The organism is Aerococcaceae bacterium zg-252 (assembly GCA_016237705.1).
Taxonomy (GTDB): domain Bacteria; phylum Bacillota; class Bacilli; order Lactobacillales; family Aerococcaceae; genus Globicatella; species Globicatella yangjingiae.
In genome coordinates this window covers 1944203-1970433 of sequence record CP066204.1, presented here as the reverse complement: position 1 = coordinate 1970433, position 26231 = coordinate 1944203, and the positions used below count along the sequence as shown (strand labels likewise).

Annotated in this window: 26 protein-coding genes; 22 read left to right on the top strand and 4 right to left on the bottom strand. The window is 35.9% G+C overall.

From position 1 onward, the window contains the following. Nucleotides 1–2 precede the first annotated feature (2 nt). Nucleotides 3–1268: an extracellular solute-binding protein gene (locus JDW14_09270; protein QQD65448.1), complete on the bottom strand. Its 1266-nt coding sequence runs from the start codon at nucleotides 1266–1268 to the stop codon at nucleotides 3–5. 227 nt (nucleotides 1269–1495) lie between these two features. Here JDW14_09270 and JDW14_09265 point away from each other — a divergent pair, with 227 nt between their 5' ends. The 5 genes from JDW14_09265 (at nucleotide 1496) to JDW14_09245 (ending at nucleotide 6936) form a co-directional block, all read left to right on the top strand. Then, nucleotides 1496–2386, top strand: coding sequence for a helix-turn-helix domain-containing protein (locus JDW14_09265; protein ID QQD65447.1), 891 nt, complete (start codon nucleotides 1496–1498; stop codon nucleotides 2384–2386). 118 nt (nucleotides 2387–2504) lie between these two features. Then, nucleotides 2505–3341, top strand: a complete 837-nt coding sequence (locus JDW14_09260) for a MurR/RpiR family transcriptional regulator (protein ID QQD65446.1) — start codon at nucleotides 2505–2507, stop codon at nucleotides 3339–3341. A 198-nt stretch (nucleotides 3342–3539) separates the two neighbouring features. After that, a complete protein-coding gene (murQ, locus tag JDW14_09255; GenBank protein ID QQD65445.1) occupies nucleotides 3540–4436 on the top strand; it encodes an N-acetylmuramic acid 6-phosphate etherase in 897 nt (298 codons plus the stop codon). Nucleotides 4437–4457: 21 nt separating this feature from the next. Next, a complete protein-coding gene (locus tag JDW14_09250; protein ID QQD65444.1) occupies nucleotides 4458–5894 on the top strand; it encodes a PTS transporter subunit EIIC in 1437 nt (478 codons plus the stop codon). Next, nucleotides 5887–6936: a DUF871 family protein gene (locus JDW14_09245; GenBank protein QQD65443.1), complete on the top strand. Its 1050-nt coding sequence runs from the start codon at nucleotides 5887–5889 to the stop codon at nucleotides 6934–6936. The genes JDW14_09250 and JDW14_09245 overlap by 8 nt, the downstream gene beginning before the upstream one ends. Nucleotides 6937–6988: 52 nt before the next feature. On the opposite strand, the gene JDW14_09240 is transcribed toward JDW14_09245, so the two are convergent. Next, nucleotides 6989–7594, bottom strand: coding sequence for a CoA pyrophosphatase (locus JDW14_09240; protein ID QQD65442.1), 606 nt, complete (start codon nucleotides 7592–7594; stop codon nucleotides 6989–6991). Nucleotides 7595–7790: 196 nt separating this feature from the next. Here JDW14_09240 and pgeF point away from each other — a divergent pair, with 196 nt between their 5' ends. The 13 genes from pgeF to JDW14_09175 all read left to right on the top strand — a co-directional run bounded on the left by pgeF (nucleotide 7791) and on the right by JDW14_09175 (nucleotide 21640). Next, nucleotides 7791–8471, top strand: a complete 681-nt coding sequence (gene pgeF / locus JDW14_09235) for a peptidoglycan editing factor PgeF (GenBank protein ID QQD65441.1) — start codon at nucleotides 7791–7793, stop codon at nucleotides 8469–8471. A gap of 188 nt (nucleotides 8472–8659) precedes the next feature. Then, nucleotides 8660–9619: a hypothetical protein gene (locus tag JDW14_09230; protein ID QQD65440.1), complete on the top strand. Its 960-nt coding sequence runs from the start codon at nucleotides 8660–8662 to the stop codon at nucleotides 9617–9619. Beyond that, nucleotides 9619–11307 (top strand): hypothetical protein, encoded by a 1689-nt coding sequence (locus JDW14_09225; protein ID QQD65439.1) that lies wholly within the window; start codon nucleotides 9619–9621, stop codon nucleotides 11305–11307. The genes JDW14_09230 and JDW14_09225 overlap by 1 nt, the downstream gene beginning before the upstream one ends. Nucleotides 11308–11590: 283 nt before the next feature. Then, nucleotides 11591–12112: a hypothetical protein gene (locus JDW14_09220; GenBank protein ID QQD65438.1), complete on the top strand. Its 522-nt coding sequence runs from the start codon at nucleotides 11591–11593 to the stop codon at nucleotides 12110–12112. A gap of 170 nt (nucleotides 12113–12282) precedes the next feature. Continuing rightward, the gene (nrdD, locus tag JDW14_09215; protein ID QQD65437.1) at nucleotides 12283–14433 is read left to right on the top strand and encodes an anaerobic ribonucleoside-triphosphate reductase; all 2151 of its coding nucleotides are present in this window, start codon (nucleotides 12283–12285) and stop codon (nucleotides 14431–14433) included. Nucleotide 14434: 1 nt separating this feature from the next. Then, nucleotides 14435–14995 carry an anaerobic ribonucleoside-triphosphate reductase activating protein gene (nrdG, locus tag JDW14_09210; GenBank protein QQD65436.1) on the top strand — a complete coding sequence of 187 codons (561 nt, stop codon included), beginning with the start codon at nucleotides 14435–14437 and terminating at the stop codon, nucleotides 14993–14995. Between the two features lie 311 nt (nucleotides 14996–15306). After that, entirely contained in the window at nucleotides 15307–15534 is a 228-nt protein-coding gene (locus JDW14_09205; GenBank protein QQD65435.1) for a hypothetical protein, read from the top strand. An 82-nt stretch (nucleotides 15535–15616) separates the two neighbouring features. Next, the gene (locus tag JDW14_09200; protein QQD65434.1) at nucleotides 15617–16309 is read left to right on the top strand and encodes a helix-turn-helix transcriptional regulator; all 693 of its coding nucleotides are present in this window, start codon (nucleotides 15617–15619) and stop codon (nucleotides 16307–16309) included. A 123-nt stretch (nucleotides 16310–16432) separates the two neighbouring features. Continuing rightward, entirely contained in the window at nucleotides 16433–17845 is a 1413-nt protein-coding gene (locus tag JDW14_09195) for a hypothetical protein (GenBank protein ID QQD65433.1), read from the top strand. Between the two features lie 11 nt (nucleotides 17846–17856). Next, nucleotides 17857–19254, top strand: coding sequence for an MFS transporter (locus tag JDW14_09190; GenBank protein ID QQD65432.1), 1398 nt, complete (start codon nucleotides 17857–17859; stop codon nucleotides 19252–19254). A 14-nt stretch (nucleotides 19255–19268) separates the two neighbouring features. After that, a complete protein-coding gene (locus JDW14_09185) occupies nucleotides 19269–20144 on the top strand; it encodes an amidohydrolase family protein (GenBank protein ID QQD65431.1) in 876 nt (291 codons plus the stop codon). 153 nt (nucleotides 20145–20297) lie between these two features. After that, complete coding sequence (locus JDW14_09180; protein QQD65430.1) at nucleotides 20298–20654, top strand: YbaN family protein; 357 nt, start codon at nucleotides 20298–20300, stop codon at nucleotides 20652–20654. Between the two features lie 56 nt (nucleotides 20655–20710). Further along, nucleotides 20711–21640 carry an FAD:protein FMN transferase gene (locus tag JDW14_09175; GenBank protein ID QQD65429.1) on the top strand — a complete coding sequence of 310 codons (930 nt, stop codon included), beginning with the start codon at nucleotides 20711–20713 and terminating at the stop codon, nucleotides 21638–21640. Between the two features lie 143 nt (nucleotides 21641–21783). Here the strand turns inward: JDW14_09175 and JDW14_09170 are convergent, their stop codons facing one another. Continuing rightward, complete coding sequence (locus JDW14_09170; protein ID QQD65428.1) at nucleotides 21784–23031, bottom strand: NAD(P)H-dependent oxidoreductase; 1248 nt, start codon at nucleotides 23029–23031, stop codon at nucleotides 21784–21786. Between the two features lie 10 nt (nucleotides 23032–23041). Beyond that, entirely contained in the window at nucleotides 23042–23647 is a 606-nt protein-coding gene (locus JDW14_09165) for an NAD(P)H-dependent oxidoreductase (GenBank protein ID QQD65427.1), read from the bottom strand. A 342-nt stretch (nucleotides 23648–23989) separates the two neighbouring features. Between JDW14_09165 and rpmG the strand changes: the two genes are divergently transcribed. The 4 genes from rpmG (at nucleotide 23990) to JDW14_09145 (ending at nucleotide 26222) form a co-directional block, all read left to right on the top strand. After that, entirely contained in the window at nucleotides 23990–24142 is a 153-nt protein-coding gene (gene rpmG, locus JDW14_09160; protein QQD65426.1) for a 50S ribosomal protein L33, read from the top strand. Nucleotides 24143–24256: 114 nt separating this feature from the next. Beyond that, complete coding sequence (rpsN, locus tag JDW14_09155; protein ID QQD65425.1) at nucleotides 24257–24526, top strand: 30S ribosomal protein S14; 270 nt, start codon at nucleotides 24257–24259, stop codon at nucleotides 24524–24526. Nucleotides 24527–24568: 42 nt separating this feature from the next. Continuing rightward, the gene (locus JDW14_09150) at nucleotides 24569–24688 is read left to right on the top strand and encodes a putative metal homeostasis protein (protein ID QQD65424.1); all 120 of its coding nucleotides are present in this window, start codon (nucleotides 24569–24571) and stop codon (nucleotides 24686–24688) included. Nucleotides 24689–25139: 451 nt separating this feature from the next. Further along, a complete protein-coding gene (locus JDW14_09145; GenBank protein ID QQD66545.1) occupies nucleotides 25140–26222 on the top strand; it encodes a M42 family metallopeptidase in 1083 nt (360 codons plus the stop codon). The last annotated feature ends 9 nt before the right edge of the window (nucleotides 26223–26231 follow it).

The following is a 26231-nucleotide window of genomic DNA, read 5'->3' as shown; positions in this document are numbered from 1 at the left end:
AATTAATGGTTTAACTGACTTTCAGCTTGTGCTTGAGCGTCATTGAACACTTGGTCTAAATCGCCACCTGCTAAGTATTGTTGTAAGGCAGCTTTCATGATATCTTCAATTGCATAAGTGTGGATACCATAATTTAATGACGGGATTTCCGCAGACCAAGTCGCAAAATCTTTATAGATTGCTTGTCCTCCGAAGTAGTCAACATTTGTATTATAAACATCTGTTTTTTGTACTGGTAAGTATGTTCCTAATGCACCAATTTCAGTGATTAAATCGCTATAAAATTCTGTGCTAGAACCAAATGTTTTAGCTAGGAAATCTGCTGCAGCTTCTGATCCTTTTTTGTTGATGACATAGAATGATGCACCACCTAAGTTTGAAGCATGAACAGAGCCTTCAATTTCTTGTTTAGGCCAAGGGACAACTGCCCATTTACCTGCTTGATCTTCAGCTTGTGTGACAGACGGTGTAATCCAGTTACCTTGTGGGACAGTGAATACTTTACCAGTATTGAAAGCTTCTAACATTTGTGCCCAGTCATTGTGAACATTCACTAGGTCTTGTTCATACATTGATTTAAAGGTTGTGAATGCTTCTTTTAAAGCAGCGTTATCAGCGATATTTGGTGTTACACCGTCATCTTTTGTATACCAAGAACCAGAACCATTAATCATAGCACGAATCATACCAAGGTCATTTAAGTCCATTGATAATAATTTAACACCAGTTTTTTCTTTAACTTTAGCTCCGATTTCAGCTAATTGATTCCAAGTAATATCTTGTAAATCATCAGTTGAGTAGCCTGCTTCTTTTAATAAATCAGTGCGTACATATAAACCAGTAACACCTGTATCAAATGGAAGACCGTAATGTTGATCACCGACAGAAGTTGCTTCTACTTTATATTGGGCGAAGTCTTCTGAATGGATATATTCATTTAGTGGAATAAATGTATCAGGATAAGCAGCTAAGAAACTTTGTGCACGATAATCTTCAATTAGGACAATGTTAGGTAAACTATCCGTTACACCCGCACTCATTGCAGTATTAAGTTTTTGAATAATATCATTTTGTGCATTTTCTTCAATTTTAAGTGAAACGTCACTATTTTCTTTGGCGTAATGCTCAGCTGCAATTTCTAAAGCGCGAATATTAAATTTTGGATCCCAAGCCCAAACTGAAATTTCTTCTTTTGCAGCTACTGATGGCATTGTAAAGAGGGATGCACTAATTGCGCCCAATGCCAATAAATTTGATATTTTTTTCATGTAAACTCTCCTTTTATATGAATATACGATATTGGACTGAAATAATTTTGATTGACAAGGTTGACGCCCTAGCTAATAGGCGCAAATGTCTTGTTTATCATCGGACAAACAATAATAAAAAATGATTAGAAAACGTTTTCCTTGACGCAATTATAGTATAGTCATTGATAATTGTGTATGCTATAATCAGTAAAAAATATGGAAAAATGTTTCCAGGAGGGAAAGATATGCGAAAATTATGGGTTTATTTTCAAAATGAAGATTCAGACTTGAACATTGATGAATGTGGTATCCAAGCATTTAGTGTAAGAGAAAGTTACTCGTATAATGCGTATCAACATTTTGTTTTACATTATGTTCAATCTGGAGAGGGCTATTTTGAAATTAATCAACACCGTTATCATTTGAAAGCAGGGGACGGATTTATTATCCGTTCGTCTGAGTATGTGACATATTACCCAGAGCTTTCTAATCCATGGACAACCTACTGGGTAGGGATTAGTGGTCATGATTTTGAAAAATATATTGGCAATACCGAAATTATGACAGCTTCTGTTATTACGTATCAAAATGGAGGCGAAACGCAAAAAATTATTCAAACAATTTGCGATACTACATTAGAAAAAGAAGCGAATTTACCAAGTATGTATTGGTATAAGGGGCAATTATTTTTACTGATTGAGGCATTGACGAAAGAATTTTCAGCCCAACATTATCAGCGAGCGTTGTCTGCAAAAAATGCGGCTGATACAGCATATGAGTATATTTATGCTAATTATATGAAGGACATTACCATTAATCATGTTGCAGAATACATTGGGGTTTCACGCAGCTATTTATATAAATTATTTAAGCAAAAATTTTTATTCTCACCACAACAATTTTTACTTGACCGACGTTTGACAATCGCTGCATCTTTACTGTTGACAACGGATTTGAGCATGGCTGAAGTGGCAGAAAAAGTAGGATTTAAAGATGCACTCTACTTCTCGAAAAGTTTTTCTAAGTATTATGGAAAGAGTCCGTCAAAATTTCGAGCACAACATGACTATGATTCTTATAAAGAATCGAAAGATAAGACACCGTATCAAATTTTAAGGCCGAATGAATTGAATTAGATAATAGTGTGTTGGAATTTATTGTATTATTTGAGGGGAGTATGGAGGAAATGATACAATAAAAATAGATGAAAACGATTAATTATTTTGACGTACGGAAAGATTGTGAGAGTGTAGAATGAGTCAAAGTATTACGAAACTAAGAATGCATCGTCCCAATGCGAGTCAAACTGAAAAAACAATAATTGATTATATTTTAAATGCGCCATTAGATGTATCGAATATGAGTATTCATGAATTAGCGAGTAAGACTTATTCATCACCAACATCAATTATCCGCTTATGCAAAAATATTGGTTTTGACGGGTATAAATCATTTATGAAAGCATTAGTCTATGAACAAGCAGTGCGAGATACGTATTTTCAACAGCAAGCTAATTTTGTTGAACGAGAAAGTGAAACAGATGAATTAATGGCGAGTGTGATTATTAATAATGTTCAAATATTGCAAGAGTTGCACTTATTATTAGTAACCGATGTAATTGAACAATGTGTGACGGCGATCGAAAATGCGGATAAGATTGTATTTTTTGGATTAGGTGCGTCATTGATTGTAGCCAAAGATGCCCAAATGAAGTTTGTACGTGTGAATCGCATGGTTCATTTGAGTGAGGACTGGCATACGCAATTATTAATGGCCCGCAATATGACGGCACATGACTTGGCCTTTGTTATTTCGTACTCGGGGGAAACACCTGAGATGATTAAATGTGCCAATGAGGCGAAATCAATGGGAGCAACGGTTTTATCTTTGACAAAAGAGGGCACTTCAACGATTAATCAACTTGCACATCTCGCACTTATGATTCCGGATAAAGAAGCTGGTATGCGTAGTGGTGCGATGTCCTCACGAATTGCACAGATGACTGTCATTGATATTCTATTTTCAAAATATTTGCAGCGTCATTATGATGAGGGAATGCTATTGATTGAACGAACTCGTATTGAAAAATAAGTTGAAGTAACTGACATCTAGGGATAATAGGTGTCAGTATTTTTGTGTAACGATATGATATTTAAAATAATAATGCCAATATGTGAAACAAAGTTCCTAAATGAAAACGATTAATAGTATTAATATTTCAAAGAATTATAATAGAAGTTAGTAAGATGTGACATTATTGAGTGCATCGAATATAGGAGGTGTAGAAATATGGAAAATTTAAAGGGGATGAGTACCGAAACACGTAATTCAGCAACGATGAATTTAGATCAATTTTCAGTTCGTGAGATATTGCTGGCGATGAATCAAGAAGATAGTAAAGTACCAGCAGCGATTGATTTGGTTATCCCTGACATTGAATTAGCAGTTAATGCTGTCGATGCTGCTTTTAAAAAAGGTGGACGGTTAATTTATATAGGTGCTGGGACGAGTGGACGCTTAGGTATTTTAGATGCAGTTGAGTGTGTTCCTACATTTGGGACATCCCCAGAAATGGTGCAAGGTTTAATTGCTGGTGGCGAGGAAGCGATGATGCGAGCAGTTGAAGGGGCTGAAGATAATACATTATTGGCACAGTCGGATTTACAGGCTCTGAATTTATCGGATAAAGATGTTGTGATTGGGATTGCAGCGAGTGGACGTACACCATACGTTCTTGGTGGTTTGACTTATGCGAAACAGGTTGGTGCGACTACTGTGTCATTAGCATGTAATGCTAAGAGTAAAATTGGTGACATTGCCGATATTAGAATTGAGGTGATTCCAGGTCCGGAAGTGTTAACAGGTTCGACTCGTTTAAAAGCAGGAACGGCACAAAAGTTAGTTCTTAATATGATTTCAACAGCTGCAATGATTAAGCAAGGAAAAGTGTATCAAAATCTCATGGTAGATGTGATTGCAACGAATGATAAGTTGAAGCAACGGTGTGAAAATATTGTTCAAGAAGCAACTGGTGCATCTGATGAACAAGTAAAAGAGGCACTAGCAGCAAGTCATGGTGAAGTCAAAATAGCTATTATTATGTTATTGATTGGATTATCTTATGAAGAGGCAAAAGAGCAATTAGCACAAGCAAATGGCTATATTCGAAAAGTTATTAATGAATAAGTTTGTTAGGAGGAGAAAGAGATGTCAAAATATGAGACTTTAATTACAGGAATTGTCACGCATTTTGGTGGTGCAGAAAATATTCATTCTGTTACAAATTGTATGACACGTGTGCGGATTACACCAAAAGATATAACAAAAGTAAATTTTGAAGCATTAAAAGCTGTACCTGAAGTATTAGGTGTCGTTAATGCTGAAACGGTACAAATTGTTGTTGGGCCAGGAAAAGCGAAAAAAGTAGCAGATGAAATGATTGCTCTTTATAATTTTGCACAAGGAGCACCAATTGATGAAAATCATTCTAAAGAAGATTGGCAATTGAATAAAGAAGCAATAAAATCCAATCAACCAAAAAGTAAAGTAAAACAAGGGTTACAATTGATTGCCAATATTTTTATTCCACTGATTCCAGCAATTATTGCAGCCGGTATTTTCCAAGGATTTGGTAGTTTATTAGGTCAATTGATTAAGCAAGGAACTTTATCTGGAAATTTCTGGGAAGGAACTCGTATTATCTTTGCCTTAATCGGAACAAGCTTTTTAGGGTATTTTGCGATTTATACAGGTATCAACGCAGCTAAACAATTTAAGGCAACCGAAGCATTAGGTGGGATGGTTGGTGCGATGTCCATTGCTGCACAAATTGTGGAGTTTTCAACTTTATTAGGTTTATATAATGAAGAAACACCGTTGAAATCAATTTTAACAACCGGTAAAGGTGGTATTATTGGTGTTATTTTAGGTGTATATATTTTATCTCGCTTTGAAAAAGCGATTCGTCGTGTGATGCCAGATGTGCTTGATTTGATTTTTACACCAGTGCTTAGTTTATTAGGTACGGCTTTAGTAATGGTTTTCTTAGTCATGCCAGCATCTGGATTTGTTTCAGATTGGTTAGTTGCCTTTTTAAATCTGTTCATTGCATCTAGTAATCCAGTGATTAGTGTGTTATCTGGCTATATTTTATCAGCAGTCTTCTTGCCAATGGTATTATTAGGTTTGCATCATGGTTTGATTCCGATTTATGCGATTCAATTAGAAACCATGGGTGGTGTGACTTTATTCCCAGTATTGGCAATGGCTGGTGCAGGGCAAGTTGGAGCAGCGATTGCGATTTATTTAATGGCGAAAAAACAACATAATGTATCTTTACAAAAAGTGATTGCAGGTGCCTTACCGGCTGGATTCTTAGGTATTGGTGAGCCACTGATTTATGGGGTTACATTGCCATTAGGTAAACCATTTATTACTGCAGGTCTAGGAGCAGGTTTTGGTGGTGCTTATGCGATGTTGATGAATGTACAAGCTACGGCTTGGGGTCCATCTGGTTTGGTAGCGACACCGTTGATGATTCCAACTAAAATTATTCATTATATCATTGGGCTTGTGATTGCTTATATCGGTGGTTTTATCGTGACAAGCATTATGATGAAACCAGAGGATTTGCAAAATGCGTAATGCAATCGGCATTTCTGTCTATTTAAGTCATTTTGAGCGACAAAAGGAATGGCTTGAAACAGTACTTTGTCCGGGAAGAAAAGTGTTTACGTCATTGCAAATACCAGAAGAACAATTGCAGCCTGAGAAGATATTATCAATGTTAAAGTGGTTAAAAGAACGTGGAGCATATATCATTACGGATATTAATCCACGTGTTCTGAAAGAGTTGGCAATACAGTCGATGCAGGAATTAGTCATTACCTATCCAATTGATAATATTCGATTAGACGACGGTTTTTCAACTCAGGAAGTTGCTCAATTTTTAGAAGTGACTGATGTGACCATTAATGCGTCAACACAAGGTGCACATTTGGACGAGTGGGATAAGATTACGCAACAAGCACCTTATCAATTATTCGCACAGTTTAATTATTATCCACGGGTGGAAACAGGATTGGACAGTCCAGATGTTCAATCGATTGTGGAAAAATTTGCAAGTGTAGGTATTCGGACAATGGCTTTTATTGCAGGAGATGAATGCTTACGAGGACCATTGTATAGTGGATTACCGACAATTGAAATGACACGCAATTTGCCACCTGTACTTGCATACTTAAAATTGTTGCGATGTGGAATAGATGATGTATTTATTGGAGATGTAAAGTTGTCGAACAGTCAATGGAAGGCAATTGAATCGATTATTCAAAATGAAATTTTGCGATTGCCTGTTGTATTGAAGTCAACGTATGATGAGCTTTATGATAAGATATATAAGATTAGGATTGATTCTCCAAGTACATTGTTGCGAATGAGTGAAGCTCGTTGCACCATGCAAGGTGATGTATTAATGCCTCGATATTGTACTGAGCGTGTAAAGGGCTCGATTACTTTGGATAATGTGAATTATAAACGATATTCAGGTGAGATACAGTTAATTGGTAAAAGTTTGCCGCCTAATGAACGGGTCAATGTGATTGGACGGATTGATGATGCGTATTTACCGATATTTGAATTAGACATTCGAGGGTTAAATGTTCAGTTTATAAAAGAGCATGATTAGTAGGCGATTGTGGTTTATATAAAGTGGAGGGGAGGTCATCGAAGACCTCCTCTTAATTTTTTGTTAATATTTGCGTTAATCGATGTGTTAATTGTGCTGTAAATCCCCATATATTTTCAGCATCCAAATCATAAAATGGAATATGACGTGTCAAATTTGAAAAATTATAATTTGTTTGATTTGGAATGCGTTCAAATGGGAATGGAGTGTCCGGTTTTATGTGAACAGGTAGGCGATGATAAGTCGGTGGGTTAGCGATTAAGGTAGCTAATGGGACTGTAAATAGACGTTCTACCTCTTCATTTGGTGTGAGTTGACGCCAATCATCAATCATTAATTGAGCTACAAAACAATAGATAGTGCGATTATTGGACACCATATAATCAATTTCACCAATTAAATGAATGGAATTAGGTAGTATATTTAATTCTTCACATGTTTCACGAATGGCTGCACCCTGGCGAGATTCTCCACTTTCAATGTGTCCACCAGGAAAAGAAACTTCACCGGGCTGTGAAATGTGTTGGGCACGGACTTCATAGAGCACTGTGTATTGATTATTTTCCCAAATCAATGGAATCAAAACTGCGTATTCTTTAGATACGCCCATAGGTTTTGGTTGATATTGTTGAATAATTTGGTGCAGAGTACGGTGCATGGGGTGAGTTCCTTTCTGTTATCGTTCTTATCTGTCATAGTAGCGTATGAAATAGATACCTGTCAAATCGACAGTGATATTAAACTCATGTTAAAATGAAAGTAATTTAGTTAGCGAAAGAGAAAGGAATGATACAATGATTAGTCAGCCGTCAGAAAAATTAACACAACACCACCTCCCTCATGCTATTGGTGGGATGTCGTACAATTTTAAATTAGGACAAGGAGATTCTTCGTATCAACAAGCAGTAGAACGATTGCTCCAAGAAATGGGCATTCGCCCAACTCAGTTATATCATGCTAATCAAGTGCATGGGCATCACGTAGCGATTGTGTCGAACCAAATGAATAATCATGCAACAACATTTGCAAGTTATCCGATGATTGAGGCTTGTGACGGCTTGATTACCAACGAATCTGGAGTAGCGCTATTAATTCGGCATGCAGACTGCACACCAATTGTATTATATGACCCAGTTAATCATGTATTAGCAGCTGTTCATTCTGGTTGGCGAAGTACAGCGCAGCGAATTAGTATTGAAGCATTGAAATTGATGCAGCAACATTTTCAGACTGAGGTGCGTGATGTGGTAGCCTACGTTGGTCCGTCAATTGATGCTCAGCATTATGAAGTCGGTGCAGAAGTTTATGAGGCATTTGAACTGATTGGGAATCGAGAGCAATATTTTATGGCAAAGGGCGAGAAATATCATTTGGATATGGTTCAAGCGAATGTTGCTTTATTAAAATTAGCTGGGTTAAAAGATGAACAGATAGAATATTCCACAGAATCAACGTATACTAGTGAACGCTTGCATTCTGCAAGGCACGAGGGGATAAATTATCACTTAAATGCTTTATGTGTTCAATTGCCTTAATTAAACAAAGTGTGGGCAAGAAGTTCTAAATAGGAATAGAAAAGTTGCTATTTCTGATTTTTTGCTGAGCTGATTTTTATTAAAGTTGAGTTTTAAAAATTATGGAAACGGTATCCATTCTTGTGTATAATAAGAGCAAATAGCATTTAAGTAGTGCTGTTTAACTACTGAGTGTGAGGGGTATAAACATGGAGAAACAACAATTTATTGATAGATTACAAGAACAGTTAACGAATTGGGAATTGCCAGAAATTGATCCACAAATGAAGCAAGGGGATATGCCAGGTGATCGAATTCAAATTGTACCGGCACATATTGAAAAAGCTGCGTTAATCTTCCCAAGATTAGTGCAACTGATGCTAGAGCAGTTAACAACATCGGATTCGAATAAAGTGGTCATTTCGGTAAGTGGTGGTTCCGGTGTTGGAAAAACAGGAGTTGCTGCACTATTTACTTATTTCTTAGAAAAAATGGGTATCGGTAGTTATACTTTATCGGGAGATAATTATCCAAAACGTATTCCAGTATACAATGATGCTGAACGCTTAAAAATTTTCCGTGAACAAGGGATTTTACAAATGTTGGCTGACGATGTTTATAGCCCAGAGCATGCACAACAGTTATTGCAATTCCAAAATAATGACACAGAAGCTGATTGGGCAATGGTAGCAGAGTATCCATGGATGTCTTCTTATATTCAAGGTGGTATTAATGGGTTAGTGGATTATTTAGGGACTGAAAATGAAATCAATTTTGCACAATTATCGAATGTGATTGCACAATTTAAAGCAGGAGAATCGTCTATTTGGCTAAAACGTATGGGTCGCACGGAAACGTCGTTATATTTTGATAAAATGGACTTCAGCAATATTAATGTTCTTATTATCGAATGGACACATGGTAGCAATGAAGCATTAAAAGGTATTGATATTCCAATCTTTTTAAATAGTACACCAGCTGAAACGTTAGAAAATCGATTAGCTCGTAATCGTGACGGTAAAATTGATAGTCCATTTACGACACGTGTACTCGAAATCGAACAAGATAAATTAACACGTCAAGCAGCCAATGCGAAATTAATTGTATCCAATCAATGTGAATTTATTGATTATGCGACTGTTTTAAGTGCAGTGGAGGATAGTAAATAATGACAACCTTAAATTTTGGACCGATGTTAAATGCCTATCCGGATAGTGTCGGAGGCGATTTGAAAGGATTAATTCAAGTATTGCAAGAGCCACAAATGGCTAATACATTTTCGTCTTTTTATATTTTACCGAGCGTATTTAATAGTGACTTAGATCGTGGATTTTCAGTATTGGATTACGGCTTGAATGAGTTGACGGCTACACAATCCGATTTAGAGCAGTTAAAAGATTTAGGTTTAGATTTAAAATTAGATTTTGTATTGAACCATTTATCTGTATTATCGCCACAATTTCAAGATATGATTGAAAAAGGGCATGAATCCAAGTACAAAGATTTCTTTATTAATTGGAATGAGTTTTGGAAAGGCTATGGTGAAATGACACCACAAGGTTATATTCAGCCAGATGCGATGTATTTGGATAAAATGTTTTTCCGTAAACCAGGGTTACCTATTTTAATGGTGCGTTTCCCAGACGGTAGTGACCAACCGTATTGGAATACGTTTTACAATGAAATACAATATCCACGCTTAGTGCCGAGCGATGTGATTCGTTGGACAGACTTGAAGTATTGGGCAGCTGATGTGATATCTCAGCGTGTGAATCAATCATTAGATGCAGGTATTGCACCAAGAGATATTGATTTTACTGGGTTTGAGGCACAACAAGGGCAGATTGTAGCGTATTTAGAAGCCAATCGCCGTTATATGGGGCAAATGGATTTGAATTTGAATTCGCCATTAGTATGGGAATTTTACGAAGATACCTTAGCAAAACTCGCTAGCTATGGAGCAAAAATTGTACGTTTAGATGCTTTTGCTTATGCACCAAAAGCACCAGGTGAGAAAAACTTTATGAATGAGCCAGAAACATGGGAGTTATTGGATAAGATTAAACATATGGCAACAGCACATGGTTTGAGTGTTTTACCTGAAATTCATACGAGTTATGCTGAAAAATCACATGAAATCATTGCAGATAAAGGGTATTTGACATATGATTTCTTCTTGCCAGGATTATTAATTGATGCATTAGAAAGTGGCGAAAGTGAACATCTAGCTACGTGGGCACAAGATATCATTGATAAAAATATGAAAGTGGTCAATATGTTGGGGTGCCATGACGGCATTCCATTGCTAGATTTGAAAGGTATTTTGTCAGAAGAACGTATTGCTGAATTGATTAATGTTGTGGTCGGTCGTGGTGGCTATGTGAAGAATTTGCATGGCAAAAAGAATTTATACTACCAAGTGAATGCAACGTATTACAGTGCCTTAGGTGAAGATGACCAAAAAATGTTATTGGCGAGAGCTTTACAATTATTTATGCCGGGTAAACCACAAGTATGGTATTTAGATTTATTCTTAGGGAAAAATGACCATGATGCCGTTGCGAGAGCAGGTGAGGGTGGGCATAAAGAAATCAATCGTACGAATATTTCGTTAGAACATGCACAAAGTATGCTTGACAATCCAACTGTACAAGCACAATTGCGTTTATTGCAATTCCGTCAAACCAATCCTGCGTTTAACAGTGACGCTAATGTGACGGTGGAACATAATGGCAAAGAGATTATTTTATCTTGGGAGTACGAGGGGCATACGGCTGTTTTAACGGCTGATTTAGCTGCACTGAGCTATCATATTGTGGCACGTGACGTTAATGGTGCTATTGTAGCTGAATTTTAATCATCTAATGAGAGTGGACTGAGTGTCTGCTCTTTTTTGGCTATCGCTGAATAAGGGAGAATGGAGTAATAGTATATTTATGCGAATGATTTTAAATTAGACTTAATAGTTAAACGCTTGCAAAGATAATTTGATATATATTATAATATAGACAGAAAAAGAAATAGTTAAATCTTCGCTAAGTTCATGTAGGTATGCAGTTGCATTTTGTACCATAGCCGGTCTAAAAAGGAGTTAAATTTGTTATCAACACAAGCGAACTAGAGTAAAGGAGGTGAATAATATGAAAAAATCAGTGTTGAGTTTGGTGTTAGTGTTGTTATTAAGTTTGGGTATCGTCCCAATGGTGCAGGCAGAAGAATCGGTAGAAGATTTTTACGACACTTATACTTATAAAGGTGAGTCTAAAGTTCGTGGTATTCGATTGGATAAAGATTATATCGAGATTGTTTTAGATATGGCACAAACAGACGGTGTGAATGATGAGTATTCATCATTTTTGCAAACGATTGCGTCACGCTTTATGCGAGGTGATGTTTTTGGTGTCATTGATACGAAAGGTAATCAAGCGAAAGACAAAGTAGATGAGGAAATTTGGCGTATGACTTTTAGTCATAGTCAGATAGGTGGTTATCCTTATATTTCGTTAAGTTCAGCATTTCCACGCTATGATTTAGTCGACGGACAGTTGTTTGTGTCAGTACGGGGTGTTCAATTGTTTAAATTGCAAATAGCTGATGAGCAAAATGTGGTGGATAAATTTGGCAATGAATTCGAGCGATTGACAGAAGAGAGAGCACAATAAAACCGTTAAATTTAAGACGCCTATTGTTAGTAAAACTAATAATAGGTGTAATTTTTTTGCGTATGCAATCTCTGTCTATATAAAATATTTATATTTAAACCATAGACATTACACAATATGTAGTTTAAAATAAGTTTTAAGTTACTATATATTGTGTGAGGGGTGTTTTTATGAGTGACAAAATGTCAAAAGTCCATACGCAAACTATGCAATTGAATCAATTGATTGTCATAAAGCGTGACGGACGTCAAGAAAAGTTTAATGCTCATAAATTAAAATGGAGTCTAATTCGTGCCGGTTGGAATGAAGAAGAAACGAAGACTTGGGATTCTATTTGTATGACCCTATTACATCGAACACAAAATAGGATTAAGGCAGAGGACATCTCTGATATTGTGGTTAATGAGCAATTGCATCAAGCGTGGCAAGATAATTATATTCGGTATGCACATACTTCACAGACATTAGAGGCACAAGCGAGTGATTTGAATTATCAAATTCAACAGTTGACACAAAAAGAGCAAACAATCGTCAATGAAAATGCGAATAAAGATAGTCGTGTGTTCAATACTCAGCGCGATTTAAGTGCCGGTGTTATTGCGAAAGCAGTCGGTTTAAAAATGTTACCACCTAAGGTAAGAAAAGCTCATTTAAAAGGGCAAATTCATTATCATGACTTAGATTATCACCCGTACGCACCAATGACAAATTGCTGTCTGATTGACTTTAAAACAATGTTTGAAGAGGGGTTTCAAATTGGGAATGCCCAAGTCGAAAGTCCTAAATCAATTCAAACGGCAACGGCACAAATGGCACAAATTATTGCGAATGTTGCCAGCAGTCAATATGGGGGCACTAGTGTTAATCGTGTGGACGAATTATTGGAACATTATGCTGAGAAGAATTATCAAAAACATCTAATGATTGCTAAGCAATGGATTGATGATAGTGCTAAGCAAGATGCCTATGCCAAAGAACGTACAGCTAAAGATATTTATGATGCGATGCAAAGTTTGGAATATGAGATTAATACTTTGTACACTTCTCAAGGACAAACACCGTTCACTACCTTAGGTTTTGGTCTAGGGACTTCTTGGTATGCTCGTGAAATTCAAAAAGCAATTCTCAATGTGCGTATTTTAGGATTAGGGCAAGAAAAACGAACGGCTATTTTTCCAAAACTGGTATTTACTTTGAAAAAAGGGGTTAATTTTTCTGCTGAAGATCCTAATTATGATATTAAGCAACTCGCATTGGAATGTTCGACAAAACGAATGTATCCCGATGTTTTAATGTATGATAAAATTGTCGACTTAACTGGCAGCTTTAAAGTGCCAATGGGGTGTCGTTCGTTTTTGCAAGGGTGGCATGATGACGAGGGTAATGAAGTCAATGAGGGGCGAATGAATCTCGGAGTGGTGACATTGAATTTGCCACGAATTGCGATTGAATCGAGAGGCGATAAACAAGTATTCTGGCAACTATTAGAGGAACGTTTAGCAGTAGTAGCTGAAGCACTAGAGTATCGTATTCAACGAGTTAAAGAGGCGATGCCGGAAAATGCTCCTATCTTGTATCAACATGGTGCTTTCGGCATGCGTTTATCGGCCGATGAATCCGTAGATAAGGTCTTTAATAATCGTCGTGCTACTATTTCAATGGGGTATATCGGACTTTATGAAGTGGCAACAGTATTTTATGGTTCGCAGTGGGAAAATAATCCAGCAGCCAAAGCGTTTACGGTAGATATTTTGCGTCATATGAAAGAGTATACTGATAAAAAAGGTGAGGAAACTGGCTATCATTTCAGTATTTACGCTACACCGTCTGAAAGTTTGACCGACCGTTTTTGTCGTATGGATACTAGTTATTATGGCGATATTGCAGATATTACGGATAAGGGATATTATACCAATTCGTTTCATTATGATGTGCGTAAACAACCGACACCATTTGAGAAAATTCAATTTGAGGCAGAGTATTTACCGTACACGAGTGGTGGTTTTATTCATTATTGTGAGTATCCTAATATGCGTCAAAATCCGAAAGCATTAGAGGCAGTATGGGATTTTGCTTATGATAAGATTGGGTATTTAGGAACAAATACACCGATAGACCATTGTTATGAATGCGGATATGACGGTGATTTCATGCCGACGGAGCGTGGGTTCCGATGCCAACATTGTGGTAATCGTAATCCAGAAACTTGCGATGTCGTTAAACGTACGTGTGGTTATCTCGGTAATCCTCAATTGCGTCCAATGGTGAAAGGACGCCATAAAGAAATTTCAGCACGCAAAAAACATGTGAGGGCTAACTGACATGAGAGCAATGCAACCTAAACAGTGGCGTAGTGAAGAGTGGAGTCAGCATAAAGTGGCAGATTATAAGCCGTATAATTTTGTTGACGGTGAGGGAGTACGATGTAGTCTTTATGTAAGTGGTTGTCTTTTTGCATGCGAGGGCTGTTATAATAAAATTATTCAAAACTTTAATTATGGTCAGTATTATACAGCAGAATTAGAGAATAAAATTATTGATGATTTAGGTGCTTCTTATTGCCAAGGTCTAACTTTATTAGGTGGCGAGCCTTTTTTGAATACGGCTATTTTGATTCAACTATGTCAACGTGTGCGACAAACGTATGGTGATACTAAGGATATTTGGGTGTGGTCTGGCTATACGTGGGAGGAGTTAATGCAGGAAACGGAAGATAAACAAACCTTGTTATCAATGGTTGATGTATTGGTAGATGGACGCTTTATTTTATCGAAATGTGATTTAACGTTACGTTTTCGTGGGAGTTCGAATCAACGTATTATTGATGTGAAAGCAAGTCGTGTCCAAAATCAAGTAGTGCTGTACTATGGTGACGAAAAATAATCTGTGATAATACGCAAGAGATTTCAATGGACATCTATTGCGTATTTTTTGTGAAATTGATAGGATATTAGTAATAAGACTAATTGTGAGAGAATTCAGTACACTAGAACAGAATGCTGACGTATAGAAGTGTTTTGTGAAGTGGATGTCATTTCAGTACATTGAAGCCAGAATAAACATAGTGCGACAATGTGCGATTTGAAATGAACCACTGGAGCAAAATACCGGCGTGCGTGCAGCGCACAGAGGGATTTTGTGAAGTGGATGTCATTTCAGCATATTGGAGCCAGAATAGAAAGGAAGTGCTAGTAATGCGAAATATGAGTGATAAAGAATGGTTATTGAGACGCCGACTTAATCGCATTTTTCATCTAATGGTTATTATTTTAGGGACTATTTACTTCTTATATACTTGGGCTAACCCAACGGCGATGCGTTATTTCTTCATAGTTGGAGGGCCAATTGCTATCATTGTATCGATATGTGAGTTGTTTTTAAATGTGCGTGACTGGCTGACTAAGAAAAAGGAAAAGATTTAGGAAGTAGGAAATCCGTTGTAAAGATACATCGAAATGTTAAATATTATCTGCAAAAATGATTGATTGTATTGGAGATGAATATATGAACCGAACAGAGCTGCAATTAATCTATAAAGAAAGAGATAAAATGTTAGTTGCCGTTCAAGAATGCAATGCAGAATTGGCTAAAAAAATATTTTTTCAACTAGAAAAAGATGAAACAATTAAGAGGTTGGGTATTATTAATCGCATTGAAAGTAATCAATTACGTTCAGTAAAAAATTTTATGTTATCGTATAACACACAGTATTTTATGGCTGGTTTAAGAGGTAATTTAGATATAATGGTTGCTCATCGGTTGGCTGAAAGCTTTGCCGTGATGATTGAAGATAGCCAAAGTGTTATCGATTTACAGGAAATTATGATTATGATGCTGGAAACATATAGTGACTCTAAGTATCGAGTGATCGAAGAAAATGATGTTCAAATAAGCGATAAAGTAGATAATTTCATTGAACAGGAATTTATGAATCAAATTACTATTTCACAAATTGCACAGCAGTTTAATATGAATAAAGAGTATTTAATGCGAGTCTATAAAAAAGAAAAGAGTATGACGATTCATGATAAAATTACCATTAGACGCATTCAAGAAGCGAAAAAACTTTTACAGTATACGCATTTAAGCATTTTGGAGATTGCGATGAGTATAGGTTTTTCAACATCGCAATACTTTTCAACGACCTTTAAGAAAATGTGTGGTTTTTCTCCTACGGAATATAGAAAAAATTGTTAATTAAAACACAAGTTATTATTTTATACAATGCTGTCATAATTTTGAACGAATTATGGTAGCGTTTTTTTATATGATACAGACTGTAAGAGGTTTCGAGCTGTTAATTATGAGGAGGTTAATGTTATGAAAGTGTCAGGTCCTATTCCTGTTACCTCAACATCACATCTATTTTCATCGATGCAGTATTCACGTAAAGTTATTGAGATAAAAGAGTTTGATTTTGTTGAGGAAGAATATTTTATTTTAGGGCAATCGAATATTTATGATTGGAATGAAATTGAGCAGAAAGTAAATGTGTTTGAAGAAAATTTAGATTATACTACTCGCATTATTGTCAGACGTCCTGCTGATAATAATATTTTTTCGGGTATTGGGTATGTTGATATTATGAATGCTTCAAATGGTTATGATATTGAAGATTTGTGGCGTCGTAGTTATTTGCATATTATGGAAAATAATCATTTATATATTGGTGTCACAACAAAGCCTATTAATGTATTATCATTAAAGAATTTTGATTATCAACGTTATCAATCATTAAATTGGTCAAATGGCAAAGTTGTGAATAGTCCTGCTGTTGCTAACCCTGTTACGATGTCGATTGATGGCACTGAGGAAGGCTTGGTTTGGGATATTTTACATCAGCTAGGAATTTATGTTAAAGAGGATAGCAGTGCAATAGGCATTAATAAAAAGGTACAGTACTTATATTTAACAGGACAATCACAGTCTGGTATGTATCTAAATACTTATGTTAATTATATGCATCCATACTACGAAATCAGTAATAAAAGTAATCCTTATGACGGATATTTATCATTAGCATCTGGTGGTTTGACACGTTCATTAAGACAGGAGCCAGATAATACTATTCCAATGGCGATGAGAGCACCTCATAATGCAGAGATAAGTCATCCATATATTCAGTTTAATACAGAAAATGATTATTATTTATTTAAAATGTTTGGGGGCGAAGTTAAACCGATTGAAAATAGTAATACGCCAACGAATAAGAAACGATATTATGATATGACTGGGGCTGCACATACCGATGCAGCAAGTCCACTTGTTCCACTTAATTCGGAAATAATTAAAACAAAATGTCCACCAAGAATTTTAGATAATGAATATGAATATCGTTTAAATGATTTACCATTTGATTATTATATTAATGGGATATTGAATAAATTACATCACTGGGTAGTAACAGGCGAAGCGCCTGAGATTATTGAGCCATTGATGAAAAATCAAGCAGGAGAATTTTTAAGAGATGAATTTGGACATACTTTAGGTGGGGTGCGCAGTCCATTTATTGATGTACCTAAAGCAAAATATCAAGCGTCTTATGACGGTAAAGCATCAACGAATGGAACGATGATATTTTTCACTGAAGATGAAATCAAGCAACTGTATGGGTCTAAAGAAAATTATTATGTAAAATTTGAAGAATATATAGAAAAACAAGTGCAGCAAGGGTTAATTACTCAAAATGATGCCAAACGTGCATGTGCATGGGCAATGAATATTTGGAAATAGAGGGGAATAGTATGAAAGAGAAAAATGAAATAAGACCATTTAGCCGCCAAGACCAAATGGGATATATTGCAGGTGATATGGCAGGGAGCTTTGTTAATTTAACGTTTGATGCTTTCTTTTTAGTTTTTACAACGTATGTTTTAAAAGTTAATCCAAAATTTATGTCAGGATTGTTTTTATTTGCTCGATTATTCGATGCAATTAATGATCCAATTATTGGTTCATTGCCAGACAGATTTCGTTTAAGTAAAGTAGATAAATTTAAACCCTGGATAAAAATTGCTATGTGGCCATTAGCTATTTCGATTTTAATGGGATTTTTTGATATTACCATTTGGAATATTAGTGAATCATTTAAATTAATTTGGGTATCTGCAGCGTATATTCTTTACGGTATGAGTTATACTGGTACGTCGATGCCTTTTGGTGCAATGGCGTCAGCGATTACACGAGATACAAATGAAAGAAGTCAATTATCTGCAGCTAGAGCAATTGGTGGAACAATTGTTGGATATGGTTTCTTAGGTTTCATTCCGTCACTTATTTGGGATAAAGCAGGTAATGCGAATCCTAAAGGATATATGCTAGTTGCGATTGTTGCAGCTGTACTATGTATTATTTGTTACACTATTTTATTCCGCTTAACACAAGAACGTTATTCACGAATTGAAATAGGTGATAGTGTACAAAATAATGTTGAAAATCAGTATCGCTTTTTTGATGTGGTGAAACAAGCGTTTCAAAATAGATCTCTTTTAGGTATTATGTTCGCATCAGTAGGCTCTTTAATTTATATCACAGGTAACTCACAATTTGGTGGTTTCTTATTTAAAGAATTTTTCCAATTACCTAAAATGCAATCAGTCGCAATGTATGTACAAATCCCCATCACTTTTATCATGTTTATTTTAGTACCAAAAATAACAGAAAAAGTAGATAAAAGATTATTTTTAACAGGGATATTAATATGGAATGCAATCATAGCAGGAATATTATTCTTTGTGCCAATTCACAATATTTGGCTATATATCTTATTAAACTCTTTAGGGAATTTAGGACAAATGTCATTTATTATGTTGGTTTGGGCTCTTGTAGGAGATGCAATCGAATTTCATCAATATAAGTTTGGTACTAGACCAGACGGAACTTTATATTCAATTTATACTTTTTCTAGAAAAATTGGATCGACACTTGCTTCTTTTGGTGCCACAGGATTATTAGGAATTATTGGTTTTGTTGCAGGGGGTGAAGCACAGTCAGCTGAAGTAGTTTCAAATATTCGCTATATCGCAACTGCTATTCCTTTGATTGCATCCGTAATGGAGGTTATCGGCGTTTATTTTATTTTCAATTTGACTAGTGAAAAAAATATTCAAATTGCAAAAGAAAACAAAGCTCAAATTAAGTAATAAAGGGTGAGATGATGAAGATTTACGATATTCATGTACATGTGGCTGATGAAGAAGGGTATAAAATTAATGGACAAGATGTTATTAGTGCATCGGAAATGGTTGATTCAATGAATGAACGTGGGATTAAATGCTCAGTGCTAATGAGTCAGTCAGAGATCGATAACGAGTTAGGTTCAAATAAAATGAACCGAGAAATTATCAAACGATATCCTGAACGTTTTAAATATATGTGTTTCATTAAGTTAGAAGATATGAATAGCATAGAAGAACGTTTATTGAATGAAAAGAGATTAGGTGCTATTGGTGTTGGAGAATTAACAGAAAATAAGCCGATTGATTCAGCGGAATATTTTACTTTGTTTAAAGCAGCTGAAAAATTACAATTGCCGATACTTTTCCATATTAGTACCCAATTGCCTACGTATTACGGTGTGTTTGATGAAGAAAAACTCCCAGGAGTAGAGAAAGTATTAAAAGAATTTCCTCAATTAATAGTGATTGGTCATTCTCAGGCTTTTTGGTATGAAATGGATGAACATTCTTTTAATTCCACACCGGAAGAACGAAACGGATATCCTAAAGGAAGTATTATTAAAGAGGGAAGAGTACAAGAATTACTACGAAAATATCCGAATCTTTATTGTGATTTATCTGCCAATAGTGGTGGAAATGCGATTATGAGAGATAAAGAATACGGCATTAAATTTATTGAAGAGTTTCAAGATAGATTGTTTTTTGGGACGGATATTTATAGCAAAGAATTACATTTTCCACTTTTAGATTATTTGCATGAATTAGTTGTTGAAAATAATCTGGCACCAAAAGTAGTTGATAAAATTTTATTCGAGAATTTTGAACACATATTCTGTTCTGAAGCTAAGCATTAATAGTGATTGGCTATCTGGCACCAAATATTAGTGTGAAAAATAAATGGAAAAATCTTCTTAATTATTAGATAATGATAATTAAGAGGATTTTTCGTTGTGCAATTATTAGTTTAATGAAAAATGAATTGTACACATAAATATAGGTAGGCAATTATGAAGAAACTAATATATTTTATTTTTGGAAGTATCAGTTTGGTGATTGGAACTGTAGCAGTTTATGTGCCAGGTATTCCAACGACGATTTTTTATTTAGCAGCAGCATACTTTTTTGGGCGCAGTTCGGATAGATTATATCGTTATGTGACTGGAACTAAGTTTTACCAAGAATATGTTCACGAGCCATTTGTGAAAAAGAGCATTACCCAAGAAAAGAAACGTCGAGTGTATCTTTCTTTAACAATCGTCTTTCTAATTGCTATTTTAATCGTTCCGAAAAATTGGCTTAAAGTGATGTTAGCTGGTATTTATTTAGCACATCTTTTAGGGTTAAATTGGTACTGGAAACGTTAAATATAGTACGACAATAAGTGACTTAAGTAAGAGTTAGCGAAAAGGAGTAGTAGAATATGAGCATAGCACATCATTCCCTACGATTAATGGGAACGAATATTACCATGACGATTATTTCAGATAATGCTGAACAGCAAACTCAAGAAGTAGATCAGTTATTGCGAATGTACGAGCAGCGTTTTTCTGCCAATAGTGCGACTTCTGAATTAATGGAAATCAATCATCAAGCAGGAGTTCAACCGGTAGTAGTCAATGACGAATTATTTGAATTAATTCAAATTGGGAAAAAGCATTCACTTCCGTATGAGAGTCAATTGAATATTGCGATTGGACCACTAGTTCAATTGTGGCGAATCGGTTTCAGTGACGCTAAATTACCCGAGGATACACAAATAAAAGCAGTATTATCTTTGATTCAACCTGAAAAAATTTTGTTAGATACAGAGCAGCAATCTGTATTTTTAGAAGAAAAAGGCATGAAAATAGACTTAGGTGCATTAGCAAAGGGATATATTGCAGACAGAGTAGTTGACTATTTGAAGCAGCAAGGTGCTCAAGCAGCTTTAATTAATTTAGGTGGAAATGTGCTGACTTTTGGTGAGAATCCAAATCAAGCTGACGGCTATTGGCGTGTAGGAATTCAAAATCCAACATTGCCAAGGGGGAATCATGTGGCGATATTGAAAATTAAAAATCAATCCGTTGTTACAAGTGGAATTTACGAGCGACAACTGACAGTCAATGGCAAAACGTATCATCATATTTTTTCAAGTGAAACAGGGTATCCGATTGATAGTGCAATGGCAAGTATTACGATAGTATCAAAATTGTCTTGTGACGGCGAAATATGGACGACTCGACTATTCGGTAAACGCATTATGGCTGCTTTAGCAGAAGTGGCACTACAACCAGATATTGAAGCACTCGTGATTGACCAGCAATATGGTGTTCATCAGTCATTAGGTATGGCTCAATATATTGAATAGCAAAAAGGCTCTGCACGCAATGTGTACAGAGCTTTTAATTTTTGTGGAAAAGAGTAGACAGGAAGTGATGTCAAACAGCTCTTTGCCGCACTATGTATATTTTGGTTCGTGTGGGTTGGCAAGCGGCCACTTCACACTATGTATTAATGCTCGCTTGCACCGCTTGTTGTATCGACAGCTGTTGCGTCGGCATTTGGTGTGCTTTCGCTTGCACCACTTGTTGCGTCCGGCGTATAGTCACCACCACTTTGGCTGGCACTACTTGTTGCATCAACAGAACCTGCACCACCGACTAAACGTTGACCAGTTTCTTTAAGATACCAATCCAACCATGGTTTGAAGTTGAAGATTAATTCGTTAATACCGGCATATGACCCGTCTGGGTAGTACACTGCTTGGTAGTTGTGGACATTAATTAACTCTTTATTTGGTTGTGGTACAATTACACGCACATGATCTTGATTACCTGCACGTAATGTTCCGATTACCCAGCTAACATTTTTATAAGTATGCGGTGGGTGAACTGTAGATAGACGATTACCTGCTTGTTCAGGAGCACGTGGGCCAACCATTTGACTTGGGTCTTGATGTTGACGGTTATAGTACAAGAATTGGTTGTTGTCATCAGCATAAGTAAATTCAAACGGCATTGCACGCATAAACATATTTAATTGGTCTACTGTTAAGACACCACGATCTAATTTGACATAATCATTACCCTCAGCAGCCCCAACAATTTTAGCAGCTTTTTCAACCCATTCAGGATCATCTGGGTCTACTCCCTCAATGGTTGTCGCAATTTTACCAGATACAGTTAAATCTTCTTCAGCAATTGGTTGTGGTTTTCTCAATGCTGCGATTACATTGACGTATTGAACAAAGTTTTGTAAACATGATTCTAAGAAATCAATCGTACGTTGCTCTTTTAAATTACCTTTTTCGTCAAATGCCTCTTTAACTTTACCTAATAAAAATTCATTTCCTGGTAATACATAGGCATTAACACCCGGTGCGTCAAGAATTTGGCGTAAATGTAGTTGGGCACGTGAAGAACCTTGGTCGTAATAAGAAGCCCCAACAATCATAACAGGTTTATTTTCTAAAGGATGAACTTTGAATGATAGCCATTCTAAAGCACTTTTTAGGGCTGTGGGAATGGTATGATTATGTTCAGGTGTCGCGATAATGACACCGTCGGCACGTTTAATTTTATTATCTAATAGACGAATCGCAAAATCATCTCCTGGTTCGTCTTGGTTAAATAGAGGTAAATCTTTTATCTCCATAATTTCCATTTCGAACAAGTTTTTGAATTTACGTTGAATATATTGTAATAATTGACGATTATATGATTGTTCAGCATTTGTGCCTACTAGTCCAATAATTTTCATGAGCAGCCTCCTATAATTTTTCCCAATCGAAGTTTTCGACTTCTTTTGCTAATAAGTCATATGTATTTGATAATTGTTGTGTAATTTTTACAAAGACACGGAAATCATCGAGTGCTTTCGATAATTTTTCTTTGCTTTCTTCATTAATCATGTCGCCATTTGCATCAAAAGCCTGTAAAGAGTGTGCTAATAAATAATCAGATCCGGTCATAACACGAGCTTTAATTTCAGGGGAGTTAAGAATTTGATGTAGGTGCGCTTGAGCACGAGAAGAACCAAGAGTTCCATATGATGCACCAGTAATCATGATTGGTTTATTCAATAATGGGTGAATACCGTATGATAACCAAGCTAAAGCATTCATTAATGCAGCAGGTACTGCGTGATCATACTCAGGTGTCGAAATAATAACACCGTCTGCCTCTTCAATTTTTGCTGCTAATTCTTTCACAATGTCCGGTACAATCATCGATTGCGGTTTGTCAAAGAAGGGTAAGTGACTAATTTCTAGTACTTCGATTTCTACTTTGTCAGTAAAATGTTTTGACATAAATTGTAATAGTTGTCGGTTGGTTGATTTAGAAGAATTTGTACCAACGAGTCCAATTAATTTCATGTAATATAATCCTTTCTGCTTGTGTTTAGTATGAAGTGAAAAAGTGCGATGTTGCAAAGAAAGATGTGCTCAATCATTCTTAACAGTAGCATCAATGGTATTCGCTTCAACTTACTTTATGGTACTGCTTTTAAGGTAATGGATTGAAGTAGGTAGTATGTTGTTCGACTAAATATCAACGAATCCGTTTCCTGTAGTGTTATTATAACAATTATAATCAAGCATGACAAGAACACGACAAATTCTCTAAGTTAAACATTTTTATAAAAATAGTTGAAAAATCGTAATCATTACTCTATAATGATAATTGTTACGATTAACAAAAGAAAAGGAGTATTAAGTATGCGAGTAAATATTTTAATGGAATGTACAGAAACAGGAGAACGTTGCTATATTACAAGTAAAAATAAACGTAATAATCCAGATCGTTTAGAGTTGAAAAAATATTCTCCAAAATTAAGACGTCGTGCAATTTTTAGAGAAGTGAAAAAATAATAGAGTGTATGATAAGGTGTTTTGGTTTGGTCTGTTTGAGAAGATTCTCGTTGTACAAGGAATTTTCTGAAATGGGAACAAGCTGATTCAAGCGAGTTAGAAAAGGAGTGCTCAATGGCAAAAAAATCAAAAATCGCAAAATATGAGAAACAATTGAAATTGGTAGAACAATATGCAGAAATTCGAAAAGAATTAAAAGCAAATAAGGATTACGCAGGATTAGCTGCTTTACCGAAAAATTCAAATCCGAATCGCTTGAAGTTGCGTGATAAAATCGACGGAAGACCACGTGGCTATATGCGTAAATTTGGCTTATCGCGGGTTAATTTCAGACAGTTAGCACATAAAGGATTAATTCCGGGTGTTAAAAAAGCTAGCTGGTAATTTCATCAATCCTAACGAATCAGACTAAAAAGGAGTGAGTTGATGACTGCAATGAATACATCAAATGCTTATCGTTACTTAGATAGTCCAAATATAAAAACACGTAAACGTGCACGACGTGTCATTAAGGAAGCTAAGCGTAATAAAAAAGGTATTCGATAAGTCGAGATTGGGTGAAAAAGTTTTTGTGCTTTTAAGTTTATTTTAAGTAGTGGGATTATACTTACAGTATAAAGTGATAGCAAACAAAAACTCTCTCTCTCCAAAATATTAATGATAACAACTATCACTAGTTCAGGGGCATCATCGAATGCTCCTGATTTTTTTTGTTGGAACTAGATTTTGATTTCAATATCCCCATAGTTACAGACGGTATTTGTTAGAGTAATATGTTTAAATTTTCAAATGCAATGAATTAATTCTATTATGGAAGTAAGTTCAACAGACTCGGTTGTTTTAATATTCATGACAAACGAATATAACTTTAGTATAATAAAAATCAGCAAGTCAAAGTGAAAATGCAAGGGGATAGGATTTCGTTTAAGCGTTGAGTATCCGATAAATGAGCGAAATAACTCTCCTGCATGGACAATATCAAGGAGTGATTTTTACAGTGTCGATTAATGAAGAATTATTAGTTCAATTAACTCAAGCCAATGGTATTGGTGGGAATGAAGGTCAAATTCGTCAACTATTTAAAGATGCAACCAAAGATGTTGCTGAAACATTTTTAGAAGACGGATTAGGTGGTGTGTTTGCACAACATACTGGTAAGGCAGACGGCCCACGTGTCATGATTGCAGGGCACATGGACGAAGTTGGTTTTATGGTTAGCCAAATTACTGACAAAGGATTTTTAAAATTCGTACCAATCGGTGGCTGGTGGAGCCAAGTGGTATTAGCACAACAAGTGACGATTACTACACGTGATGGTAAAACATTCCATGGTGTAACAGGTTCAAAACCACCCCATGTATTATCAGCTGAAGCCCGCAAACAACCAGTAGATTTACAAGATGTTTTTGTAGATTTAGGTGCTAGCTCGAAAGAAGAAGTATTATCGTGGGGAATCCGTCCAGGCGATATGATTACACCTTATATCGAAACTCGCCGTTTAAACGGCACGCCATTTTTATTAGGGAAAGCATGGGATAATCGTATCGGTGTAGCCGTAGCGATTGAAGTATTGCGTGAATTAGTTGTTTCAGGGCATGACACTGTATTATTTTCTGGTGCTAATGTTCAAGAAGAAGTGGGCTTACGTGGAGCGAAAGCTGCGACACATTTATTACGTCCAGATATTACGATTGCTTTGGATACAGGTACAGCGGGTGATACTCCAGGCATGACACCGAAAGAAGCGGATAGTGAATTAGGTAAAGGGCCACAAGTGATTATTTATGATGCCTCAATGATTGCACATAAAGGTTTGCGTGAATTTGTAATTGATATTGCTGAAGAAGAAAACATTCCATTCCAATATACGTTTATTACAGGTGGTGGTACTGATGCAGGGGCACAACATCAAAGTTTAGACGGTATTCCGTCCATTGCGATTACAATTCCAGTGCGTTACTTACATTCACATACTTCAATGATTCATGAAGATGATTATAAAAATACGATTCGTTTGGTAACTGCGATTATTAAACGTTTAAATCATGAGAGTGTACAACAAATTCGTGATAATGCGTAGGTGATACGA